The organism is Bradyrhizobium canariense (genome assembly GCF_018130465.1).
Taxonomy (GTDB): Bacteria; Pseudomonadota; Alphaproteobacteria; order Rhizobiales; family Xanthobacteraceae; genus Bradyrhizobium; species Bradyrhizobium canariense_C.
Window position 1 is genome coordinate 17,178 of the sequence record NZ_JAFCKJ010000017.1, and the last position, 10,948, is coordinate 28,125.

Sequence of the window (10,948 nt, forward strand, 5' to 3'; positions counted from 1 at the left end):
ATGTCCTCAACCGTCTCCCCGCTTGCGCCCAAAACCGTTCCCGACATGCCCATGATCGCGGGAATCCGTCTCGCGACGGCCGAGGCCGGCATCCGCTACAAGAACCGCACCGACGTGCTGCTGGCGGTGATGGACAAGGGCACCGCGGTCGCAGGCGTCTTCACCAAATCGAAATGCCCCTCCGCGCCGGTGGAATGGTGCCGCGCCAAGCTGAAGGGCGGCAAGGCGCGCGCGCTGGTGGTCAATTCCGGCAACGCCAATGCCTTCACCGGCAAGACCGGTCGCAGCTCCACCGCGCTGACCGCGAAGATCGCGGCCAAGGCCGTCGGATGCACCGAGGGCGAAATCTTCCTGGCCTCGACCGGCGTGATCGGCGAACCGCTGGACGCGACCAAGTTCGACGGCGTGCTCGGGCGTCTCGCGGAAACCGCCGAGGCCGGCGATTATCTGGCGGCCGCCAAGGCGATCATGACCACCGACACCTTCCCGAAGGTCGCGACGGCGACCGTGAAGCTCGGCAAGGCCAAGGTCACGATCAACGGCATGGCCAAGGGTGCCGGCATGATCGCGCCCGATATGGCGACGATGCTGTCCTTCATCTTCACCGACGCACCGATCGCGCCTGCCGCGCTGCAGGCTTTGCTCAAGAGCGGCGTCGAGGACACGTTCAACGCGGTCACGATCGACGGCGACACCTCGACCTCGGATACGCTGCTGGCCTTTGCCACCGGCGCTGCTGCAGAACACGGCGCGCCAAAGATCAGCCGGGCCAGCGACCCGCGCCTGAAAGCCTTCGTCAACGCCTTCAACGAGGTGCTCGCCAACCTCTCCGAACAGGTCGCACGCGACGGCGAAGGCGCGCGCAAGCTGGTCGAGATCACCGTCGAGGGCGCCAAGACCAAGGCCTCGGCGCGCAAGATCGCGATGTCGATCGCGAACTCGCCGCTGGTGAAGACCGCGATCGCCGGCGAGGACGCCAATTGGGGCCGCGTGGTGATGGCGGTCGGCAAGGCAGGCGAGCCGGCCGACCGCGACAAGCTCTCGATCTCCTTCAACGGCATCCGCGTCGCCAAGAACGGCGCGCGCGATCCGTCCTATGACGAGGCGCAGGTGTCGGAGGCGATGAAGGCGCCGGAGATCTCGATCAAGGTCTCGCTCGGCCTCGGCAAGGGCCGCGACCGCGTGCTGACCTGCGACCTCACCAAGGAGTATGTCGCGATCAACGGGGATTACAGGTCGTAGAGTTTACGACTGCCTCACCGTCATCCTAAGGGGAGAGCCGCGCGGCGAGCAGAAAGGATGAGCGGCCACGCTGCGGCCGTACGGAAAGAGCCGGGCCGTCGCCCTTCGAGGGCCGCTGAAGCAGCGGCCACCTCAGGGTGACGGTGAAAGAACTCTGATCCAACTCACCCCGAGATCCGCGCGTCCGCGACCGCCTTCTTGAACAGCGCGTTCATCGCGGCCGAAATGCCCTGGGTGGGGCTAACCTCGAAATAGAATCCCGGGGAAGCGCAGCTCTGCATGTTCTGCGCGATCTTGCTGTTCGGAGACGGCCCCCACGGCCCGGCGTTAAAGGGCGATATCCACGTGGTGTACCAGCCGTCAGTAGGCGGTTGGTATGTCGTGTACAGCACCGCGATCTTGATCCCGCGGTTCTTGATGGTCGTGCAGAGCGCCGGATTGATCGGCGACTGACAGCGGTTCGATGACGCGAGAGGATACGAGGAGGACGAGACACTACACATCGTCGTGCCCGAGTTGGCTTCGTCAGCGACGCCATCGGATACAAAAAACAGATATTTCAGCGGTGACGCGGATGTACCTGCTCCAGGCGAGGCGATTGCGCTATTGATTGCGGGAAAAATAGTGGTGAGGGGAGTATCTTTGTCGACAGTATACACGTCATTCTGACCGGCAACCGCCATCAGGTCGATGTTTCCCGCCGCCGTCTTGGCGGAGGTCAGGCTCGAAGAGAGCGCGAACAGATTTCTCAATCCGATCGTCGCTGACGAAGCGCCGAAATCGTAGATCGCCATTCTGAACTGGTTCGAATAGGTCTGAGTGGCCTGGGCTGTGTCCATCAAGTTCGCGCTCGCCTGGCGCACCACGTCAATTCGGGTCGTGATGCCGTTTGCTTTGGCGATGTCGTAGTTGCTTGTGCCGGCGGCCTTGGTGGTGTCGTGACACGCGAATGCACATCCGCCCGTCTTTGCCTGCAAATTCGTTATGTCGGTCGGTGTCGCTGCGACACCCATCGACGGAGAATTGTCGAGCAGGAGATAGAAGTCGACATAGAGCGGCATGTTGGCCGTCGACGTCGACGTGCCGCTCATGGTCAGCGCGGTCCTTCCGATCAGGCCGAGAAACATCGTGTTGATGGTGGCGGTGAACGAGACGGTCGAGTTGATGGTCGAGCCGCTCTTGACGACGGTCGGGGTGACGCTGTTGAGCGTATAGCCGGTCAGGTTGGCGCGATTGGCGTCGAAGATGTTCTGGGCGTCGGTGACGCCGACCGAGATCGTACCATCCGTGGTCATCGAGCCCGCGGCGGCAAACCCCGGCGAGGCTTTGGCGATCGCACCGACGCTGGCCGCGTCGGCCGCGCCCTGAAGCTTCGCCCGGACCTGCGTCGCGCGGGAGTAGTCGATCGCGCTGCCGATGAACGCGATCAGGGGAACGCAGCAGATTGCGAAGATCACCGCGACATTGCCGCGCCGGTCGCGGACGAATCGGCGGATAATAGTATCAAACACAGCGCGCATGGATCGGGCCCGGAATGGTTGAAGCGTTTCCACTCTAGGAACCGTGGATTAAATATGACTTATGGAGACCTCGGAAACACGGGCCGTAACAGGGTTAACGAACCGTTGCGGATGATCCTTCAGCGAGCGACATTCCAGGCATGACCGATCTCAAACTGACGCTCGTAGTGGCTTGCGCACTGGTCGACGCCGACAAGCGTGTCCTGATCGCGCAGCGCCCCGAGGGCAAGACGCTGGCCGGCCTCTGGGAATTTCCCGGCGGCAAGTGTGAGCCCGGCGAGCGGCCGGAGCAGAGCCTGATCCGTGAGCTCCACGAGGAGCTCGGCATCACCGTCGCCGAACCCTGCCTGGCGCCGCTGACCTTTGCGAGCCACGGCTACGAGACGTTCCACCTGCTGATGCCGCTCTATATCTGCCGGCGCTGGGAGGGGCAGGTGACGGGCCGCGAAGGCCAGACCCTGGCCTGGGTCCGCGCCAACAAGCTGCGCGACTATCCCATGCCGCCCGCGGACATTCCGCTGATCCCGCATTTGATCGATCTGCTGATGTGAATTGGGCGTGCCCCGGACGCAGCGCAGCGCTCTTGCGGTGCGCCGCAGAGCCGGGGCCCAGAGGCTACAGAGCTGGGTCCCGGCTCTGCGCAGCAGCGCAAGGGCGCCGCGGCGCGTCCGGGACACGTCACTCTTTCCCCGCCTTCTTCACCGCCTCCGCCAGGCTCGCCTTCGCCGAGCCCGGCTTCAGCGGCTGCTGCTGGCTCGCATGAGGGGCCCAGCCGGAGAGCCAGATGATGTCGAATGTCGCGCGGATGCGGCCGTCGGCATCGGCAAAGCGTTCGGCGTAGATTTCAGCCATGCGCAGCAGCGTCGCGCGCCGGCTCGGCGTGCGGCGCCGCTCGATCAGCACATTGGCGGCGCCCATGCGGCGGAGATCCTGCATCAGCGCGAATGCATTGCCATAGCGCACCACGACGCGATCGACGTCGGTGACCGGCAGGGCAAAACCTGCGCGCTGCAACAGCGCGCCGACGTCGCGCAAATCCGCGAACGGCGCCACACGCGGCGAAACACCGCCCTCGCATTCGGCCTCCGCCGCAGCAAAAGCCTGGCGCAGCTCGGTCAGGCTGTCGCCGCCGATCATCGCGGCGAGCAGCAGCCCGTCCGGCTTGAGCGCACGACGGATCTGCGCGAGCACGCCCGGCAGATCGTTGACGAATTGCAGCGCCAGCGCCGAGACCACGAGGTCGAGGCTTTCCGGGGCAAAGGGCAGCTTCTCCGCACCCGCTGCATCGAGCTCAATGCGCTCGATCGAGGGCAGTCGCGCGCGCAGCACCGCAAGTCCCTCACCGGGCGTCCAGAGATCGGCCGCCGCGTGAAACTCGCGCATCACCGCGGCCAGCCGGTCGGACATGTCTTCCGCGACCCGATCGAGCAGAAAGCTCACGGCACCTTGCGCCTGCGCGCGGCGCTGTCGCGCGTGCAGCAAAGCACGATCGAACAAAGCGGGCGGGGTTTGCGGGTCTTGAGCCATGCCGCTGGTTACGCCGATCCCGCCGGCTATTGCAATCTCCTCTCTCGTGTCCCGGACGCGGTGCGGCACGCAGTGGCGCGGCGCTGCGTCCGGGCCACCAGAGTCCTGCTTGAGCCGACAAGCGCGGAACGCTAGCCTCGCCCCATGGAAGCCGATGCCGCCCCCTCCCGCTCCATCGCCGCCCCCCTGCGTGCCGCATGGACGGCCGGCCGTCACGCGCTGGAGCGTGCGGCACGGCTCGCGCTCGACATCGCGCTGCCGACGCTGTGCGTGTCCTGCCGCGAGCCGGTCGACGGCGAGGGCGTTTGCGCGGCGTGCTGGGCGCGGCTGTCGTTCATTGAACGGCCGTACTGCCCGCGGCTCGGCATTCCCTTTGTGTACGATCCCGGCCCCGACATGCTGTCGATGGAGGCGATCGCGAGCCCGCCGGCCTACCAGCGGGCGCGCGCCGCGGTGCGTTATGACGACGTCGCGCGCACCCTGGTGCATGCGCTGAAATACCAGGACCGCACTGATTTGGCGCCCGCCATGGGCCGCTGGATGGCGCGCGCGGGCGGCGAGCTGCTCACCGAGGCCGACATGCTGGTGCCCGTTCCCCTGCATTGGCGAAGGGCCTGGCGCCGCCGCTACAGACCAGTCCGGGGCGCTGGCGCGGATCATCGAGCGGCAGAGCGGGGTGAAAGTGAAGGCTGAGGTGCTGCGCCGGGTACGCGCCACCGAGCAGCAGATCGGCCTGTCGAGGGCCCAGCGCGCCACCAATGTGCAGGGCGCATTCCAGGTATCCCCCGACCGTCAGGCGGACGTCCAGGGTCGGCGCATTGTCCTCATCGACGACGTCCTGACGTCGGGTGCGACGCTGGATGCCTGTGCGCGGGCCCTGCTCCGCGCCAAGGCGGCGCAAGTGGACGTGCTGGTCTTTGCCCGGGTTGTCGAGAGCCGGTGAAGTCCCATATAATTCAATGAATTCGTGACATGAGAGCGCCAGACACCATGACCGCTGCTGTCGAGATCTACACCAGGCCGGGCTGCGGCTATTGTTCCGCCGCCAGGTCGCTGCTGACCCGCAAGAAGGCGACCTTCACGGAGTTCGATATCGCCAAGAACCCGTCCTGGCGGGACGAGATGTACGGCCGCGCCGGCGAGGGCTCGACCTTCCCGCAGATCTGGATCGGCGGAACCCATGTCGGGGGCTGCGACGAGCTCTACGCGCTCGACCGCGAAGGCAAGCTCGACGGCATGCTCGGCAACGTGAAGGCGGAGTCATGAGCGAGATCAGGACCTTCACTGCGGCCATGGTGCAGATGCGCACCGGCCTGATGCCCGAGCCGAGCCTCGAGCAAGCCAACCGGCTGATCCGCCAGGCTGCGGCCAATGGCGCCGACTACGTGCAGACGCCCGAAGTCAGCAACATGATGCAGCTGAACCGCAAGGCGCTGTTCGAGCATCTTCAGAGCGAAGAGGACGACACCTCGCTGAAGGCCTACCGCGCGCTCGCGGCGGAGCTGAATATCCACCTCCATGTCGGCTCACTGGCGCTGCGCTTCTCCGACGAAAAGGCGGTCAACCGCTCCTTCCTGATCGGGCCCGAGGGCAATGTGCTCGCGAGCTACGACAAGATCCACATGTTCGACATCGAGCTGCCGGACGGCGAGAGCTATCGCGAATCCGCCAATTACCAGCCGGGCGAGACGGCCGTGATCTCCGACCTGCCCTGGGGCCGCGTCGGGCTGACGATCTGCTACGACGTGCGCTTCCCTGCGCTCTACCGCGCGCTGGCCGAGAGCGGCGCATATTTCATCACCGTGCCGTCCGCGTTCACGCGCAAGACCGGTGAGGCGCATTGGCACATCCTGCTGCGTGCCCGCGCGATCGAGACCGGCTGCTTCATCTTCGCCGCGGCGCAGGCAGGCACCCACGAGAACAAGCGCGAGACCTATGGCCATTCACTGATCATCGATCCCTGGGGCGAGATTCTTGCCGAGGGCGATGTCGAGCCCGGCGTCATCATGGCCAAGATCGACCCGGCCAAGGTCGAGACCGCGCGCCGTGCGATCCCCTCGCTCCAGCACGGCCGCCGCTTCGGCGTCGCCGACCCCAAGGGCGGACCGGACCATCTGCACCTCGTGCGGGGATCGGCATGATCCGCTATGCGCTCCATTGCGACCGCAACCACGACTTCGAGAGTTGGTTCCAGAGCTCGTCGGCGTACGATTCGCAGGTGAAGCGCAAGCTCGTGACCTGTCCGATCTGCGGCTCGGCCAAGGTCGACAAGGCGATCATGGCCCCGCGCATCGTCGGCAAGAAGGGGCGCGGACGCGCGACGCCGCCACCAGAACCCGCCGCGGCGACGACCACGCCCGAGGCTGTGCCGTCCGGACCGACCTCGCTGCTGATGGCGCAGGAGCGCGAGCTTCGCACCAAGCTGAAGGAATTGCGCGATCACATCGTGAAGAACGCCGACAATGTCGGTGAACGCTTCGCCAACGAAGCCCGCGCGATGCATTACGGCGACAAGGAGCACCGCCCGATCTACGGCGAGGCTTCCCCCGACGAAGCAAAATCGCTGATCGACGAAGGCATCGAAGTGTCGCCGCTGCCGACGCTGCCGGAAGACCGGAACTGAGGCTTTCGCAGTCTTCGTCATGGGCATGACGCCGGCTGAGTGATTTAGCTAAACGCCCACCAGCACCGCCACGCCGACCACGATCAGCGCGATGCCGATGATCTCGCGCGGCGCGATCGGCTGCTTGAACGAGTAGTACGCCACGCCTTGCGCGAACAGCACCTCGATCAAGGCGAGCGTGCGGACATTGGCGGCCGCCGTCAGCGCGAACGCAAGGAACCAGAACTGCGAGGAAAAGGCGCCCATGAAGCCGGCGAACAGCGATGGCTTCCACAGGCCAAGGATCGCCTGCAGAATCTTGGGCGCGCGCCAGAGCAGATAGATCGTCAAAATCAGCGTCTGCACGAACAGGCCCAGCACAAGCGTAAACGATGCTGCCGTCACGAAGGAGACATCAGGCACATTGATGATGGCGCCGCGGAAGCCGACCGCTGACAACGCGAACGCTGCCGCCGCGACGAGACCGGTGATCGTCGGCTTCAATTCGGCAAAGCTCTTCTCCCCACCGGGCCGCAGCGCGGTGATGACGACACCGACCGTCGCGACCACGATCGCCAGCACCTTCAGCCAGGTGAGATGATCGCCGAGGAAGACGAAGCCGAAAATCGCGGTCTGGATCGCCTCGGTTTTCAGGTAGGCCGTCGTCACGACGAAGGAGCGGTCGTTCATCGCGAGCAGCATCAAGCCGGTGCCGACGATCTGGCTGAGCGCGCCGAGCAGCAGCCACGGCCAGAACGCCGACGGCGGCATGCTGAGATGATCGCCGGAGACGACCAGCACCACGGCCAAGAACAGCAGCGAGAACGGGAAGCCGAACAGGAAGCGGATATTGGTCGCGCCCCAGGTCCCCAGCGGCTTCGTCAGCGACCGCTGCATCGCATTGCGCGCGACCTGCCCGGACGCGGCAATGATTGTGAAGGGAATCCAGAGGCTGGCGACGGTGAACATTGGGGATGGGGACGGTGGTTGGTAAGATTGCGGCCAACCTGCCGTTAGCGCCCAAGCAGGTCAATCACGCGGATGTCATGGGTGCGATGCTTGCGCGGCAAATTCAGTGTCGTCCTGGACAAGCGAAGCGCAGATCCAGGACCCATTACCCCCGAGAGTGGTTTGGCGAAGACTCGTGGTTATCAGTCTTCGCCCAATTAGACCCTGGGGTATGGGTCCCGGCCTGCGCCGGGACGACACCTAATTTGCGGAGACAGCTAGGCCGCCACGAGCAGCACCCGCTCACACCATGCCTTCCGCCACCACCATGTAGTTCACGTCCATGTCTGACGAGAGGGTCCATTTGTCGGCGAAGGGGCTGTAGACGACGCCGGTCTGCTCGGTGATGACCATGCGGTTGTCGAGCAGGTATTTCGTCAGCTCGTCTGGGGTGACGAACTTGTTCCATTCGTGGGTGCCGCGCGGCAGCCAGCGCAGGACGTATTCGGCGCCGACGATGGCGAGCGCGAAGCTCTTCCAGTTCCTGTTCAGCGTCGAGACAACCATCAACCCGTTCGGCTTCAGCATCGAGGCGCAGCGCTTCAGGAAAACGCCGACGTCGACGACGTGCTCGACCACCTCCATCGCCAGCACGATGTCGAAGCGCTCGCGCGGGTCGATCTCTTCCACCGTGGTGCAGCGATAGTCGATCGACAGATGCGCCTTGTCGGCATGCAGCTTGGCGGCCGCGATGTTGCTGACCGACGGATCTACGCCGATGACCTGCGCACCCAGGCGCGACAGCGGCTCGCAGAGCAGGCCGGCGCCGCAGCCGATATCGAGCACGCGCAGACCACCGAGGCAGTTGAGGCTGCGCAAATTACGCTCGAACTTGCGGCAGGCGGCATCGCGGATATAGCCGAGCCGCAGCGGGTTGATCCGGTGCAGCGGCGCCATCTTGCCGTTGGGATCCCACCACTCGGCCGAGAGCTTTGAGAATTTCGCGATCTCGGCGGCGTCGACGGTCGAGCCCGGCGGGGTGCTTGCGGTTGCGGAAGTATTTTGCTGCATGCTCATCGTAAGCGCGGTCCTACCGCGTGGTGATCGAACTGCGGAAGGCGAGCGGCGAGGCGATGGTCCGGATGGTTTCGCGACCTTCCCCCACGCCATTGATGGTCACGTCGCCATAGTTGAGAATACGTCCAAGAATGGTCTGATTCACATCGACGCTCTCGACCTTGTCCAGCGCCATCTCGAAGGTACGGCGCTTGATGAAGCCGGTCTTGTGCACGACCCGCAAATTGGTGACATCGGTCTCGGTGGTAAAGCGATGGAACCAGCCCTTCACGGTCCAGTACAGCGCCGCCAGAGCCACCAGGCCGGCCCCGACGAGGCAGAGCAGCACGAGCCCTTCGACGATGGTTTGCCGGGACAGGACGAACAGGACCAGGGCCACGATCCAGGCCAGGATCGCCGGAAAATAGAAGATCCAGTGCGCATTGGTCGAATACAGCACCCGCTCGCCCGGTTGCAGGATCTCGTCGATATAACGCGCCATAACCTCGATTAACCCATTGCCCGGATTGGCCCGCGCAGGAACCCGCTTGCCCCCGGCCCCGCCGCTCTGTATACGCGCGGTCGGTATCGCAGGCACCCGTCCAGCGCGGGTCACCATACTTATCCTTATGAGGGAATGCACGCGTCGTCATGAGCCGCCTCGTGATGAAATTCGGCGGCACATCCGTCGCCAACATCGAACGTATCCGCAACGTCGCACGCCATGTGAAGCGTGAGGTCGACGCCGGCCATGAAGTGGCCGTGGTCGTCTCGGCGATGTCCGGTAAAACCAACGAGCTGGTAGCCTGGTGCACCGAGGCCTCGCCGATGCACGACGCGCGCGAATACGACGCCGTGGTCGCCTCGGGCGAACAGGTGACGTCCGGCCTGCTCGCCATCGTGCTTCAGGGCATGGGTATCCAGGCCCGCTCCTGGCAGGGCTGGCAGATCCCGATCAAGACCAGCGACGCCCATGCCTCGGCCCGGATCGAGGACATCGACGGCAGCGAGATCATCAAGCGCTTCAGGGAGCGCAAGGAGGTCGCCGTCATCGCCGGCTTCCAGGGCATCAACCCGGAGACCAACCGCATCACCACGCTCGGCCGCGGCGGCTCCGACACCTCGGCCGTGGCGATCGCCGCCGCCGTCAAGGCGGACCGCTGCGACATCTACACCGACGTCGACGGTGTCTACACCACCGATCCGCGAATCGTGCCGAAGGCGCGCCGGCTCGACAAGATCGCGTTCGAAGACATGCTGGAACTGGCCTCCCAGGGCGCCAAGGTGCTCCAGGTCCGCTCGGTGGAACTCGGCATGGTCCACAACATGCCGATTTTCGTCCGCTCGAGCTTCGACAAGCCCGAGGATATCGACCCGCATGCCAACCAGCCGCCCGGTACGCTGATCTGCAGCGAGGAGGAGATCATGGAAAGCCACGTCGTCACCGGCATCGCCTTTTCGAAGGACGAGGCCCAGATCTCGGTACGCCAGATCGAGGACAAGCCGGGCGTTGCGGCGTCGATCTTCGGCCCGCTCGCGGATGCCAACATCAACGTCGACATGATCGTGCAGAACGTCTCCGAGGACGGCAAGACCACCGATCTCACCTTCACGGTCCCGGCTGCCGACTACACCAGGGCCAAGGAGACGATCACCGCGGCCAAGGGCCAGATCAATTATGCCCGGCTCGACACCGCTACCGACGTCGCCAAGATCTCGGTGATCGGCAGCGGCATGCGCAGCCATGCCGGCGTTGCCGCCCAGGCGTTCTCGGCGCTCGCCGGACGGAACATCAACATCCGGGCCATTACAACCTCCGAGATCAAATTCTCGGTTTTGATCGACGCCGCCTATACCGAGCTTGCGGTACGCACCCTGCACACGCTCTACGGTCTCGATCAGGCTTAGGCTAATTTTCTCTTAGCGGTCGCAGCAAACGCGAAGGTGTCCACACTTTCGCGTTTGGCAGGCGTTTTGCTTGGCAAAACAAGCCCCAATTCGCTATACGGCGAACAGGGTGGGCTGCCAGAAACTGTGCCCCAGTTGAGGTGGT

Annotated in this window: 11 protein-coding genes and 1 pseudogene; 7 read left to right on the forward strand and 5 right to left on the reverse strand. The window is 64.7% G+C overall.

All coding sequences use genetic code 11. The features are described from left to right. On the forward strand, nucleotides 1–1,242 hold the full coding sequence (gene argJ, locus JQ591_RS31415) for a bifunctional glutamate N-acetyltransferase/amino-acid acetyltransferase ArgJ (protein WP_211399849.1): 1,242 nt from the start codon (nucleotides 1–3) through the stop codon (nucleotides 1,240–1,242). Nucleotides 1,243–1,406: 164 nt separating this feature from the next. On the opposite strand, the gene JQ591_RS31420 is transcribed toward argJ, so the two are convergent. Next, nucleotides 1,407–2,762 carry a TadE/TadG family type IV pilus assembly protein gene (locus tag JQ591_RS31420; protein WP_211399850.1) on the reverse strand — a complete coding sequence of 452 codons (1,356 nt, stop codon included), beginning with the start codon at nucleotides 2,760–2,762 and terminating at the stop codon, nucleotides 1,407–1,409. A 140-nt stretch (nucleotides 2,763–2,902) separates the two neighbouring features. Here JQ591_RS31420 and mutT point away from each other — a divergent pair, with 140 nt between their 5' ends. Beyond that, nucleotides 2,903–3,313, forward strand: a complete 411-nt coding sequence (gene mutT / locus JQ591_RS31425) for an 8-oxo-dGTP diphosphatase MutT (protein ID WP_211399851.1) — start codon at nucleotides 2,903–2,905, stop codon at nucleotides 3,311–3,313. 127 nt (nucleotides 3,314–3,440) lie between these two features. Here mutT and JQ591_RS31430 read toward each other — a convergent pair whose 3' ends face one another. Next, complete coding sequence (locus tag JQ591_RS31430) at nucleotides 3,441–4,289, reverse strand: methyltransferase domain-containing protein (protein ID WP_211399852.1); 849 nt, start codon at nucleotides 4,287–4,289, stop codon at nucleotides 3,441–3,443. Nucleotides 4,290–4,433: 144 nt separating this feature from the next. Between JQ591_RS31430 and JQ591_RS31435 the strand changes: the two are divergent. The 4 genes and pseudogenes from JQ591_RS31435 (at nucleotide 4,434) to JQ591_RS31450 (ending at nucleotide 6,912) form a co-directional block, all read left to right on the forward strand. Further along, nucleotides 4,434–5,232, forward strand: a pseudogene (locus tag JQ591_RS31435) (ComF family protein). Nucleotides 5,233–5,279: 47 nt separating this feature from the next. Beyond that, nucleotides 5,280–5,555 (forward strand): glutaredoxin 3, encoded by a 276-nt coding sequence (grxC, locus tag JQ591_RS31440; RefSeq protein WP_211399977.1) that lies wholly within the window; start codon nucleotides 5,280–5,282, stop codon nucleotides 5,553–5,555. After that, nucleotides 5,552–6,430 (forward strand): carbon-nitrogen hydrolase family protein, encoded by an 879-nt coding sequence (locus tag JQ591_RS31445; protein ID WP_211399853.1) that lies wholly within the window; start codon nucleotides 5,552–5,554, stop codon nucleotides 6,428–6,430. Before grxC ends, JQ591_RS31445 begins: the two co-directional genes overlap by 4 nt. Continuing rightward, entirely contained in the window at nucleotides 6,427–6,912 is a 486-nt protein-coding gene (locus JQ591_RS31450) for a DUF1178 family protein (RefSeq protein WP_211399854.1), read from the forward strand. The genes JQ591_RS31445 and JQ591_RS31450 overlap by 4 nt, the downstream gene beginning before the upstream one ends. A gap of 48 nt (nucleotides 6,913–6,960) precedes the next feature. On the opposite strand, the gene JQ591_RS31455 is transcribed toward JQ591_RS31450, so the two are convergent. From JQ591_RS31455 to JQ591_RS31465, 3 genes are all read right to left on the reverse strand, one after another. After that, complete coding sequence (locus JQ591_RS31455) at nucleotides 6,961–7,860, reverse strand: EamA family transporter (RefSeq protein WP_211399855.1); 900 nt, start codon at nucleotides 7,858–7,860, stop codon at nucleotides 6,961–6,963. A 282-nt stretch (nucleotides 7,861–8,142) separates the two neighbouring features. Continuing rightward, nucleotides 8,143–8,916: a bifunctional 2-polyprenyl-6-hydroxyphenol methylase/3-demethylubiquinol 3-O-methyltransferase UbiG gene (ubiG, locus tag JQ591_RS31460; RefSeq protein ID WP_211399856.1), complete on the reverse strand. Its 774-nt coding sequence runs from the start codon at nucleotides 8,914–8,916 to the stop codon at nucleotides 8,143–8,145. Nucleotides 8,917–8,929: 13 nt separating this feature from the next. Continuing rightward, a complete protein-coding gene (locus JQ591_RS31465; RefSeq protein ID WP_211399978.1) occupies nucleotides 8,930–9,397 on the reverse strand; it encodes a PH domain-containing protein in 468 nt (155 codons plus the stop codon). Between the two features lie 149 nt (nucleotides 9,398–9,546). Here JQ591_RS31465 and JQ591_RS31470 point away from each other — a divergent pair, with 149 nt between their 5' ends. Beyond that, nucleotides 9,547–10,803, forward strand: a complete 1,257-nt coding sequence (locus JQ591_RS31470; protein WP_211399857.1) for an aspartate kinase — start codon at nucleotides 9,547–9,549, stop codon at nucleotides 10,801–10,803. Nucleotides 10,804–10,948 lie beyond the last annotated feature (145 nt).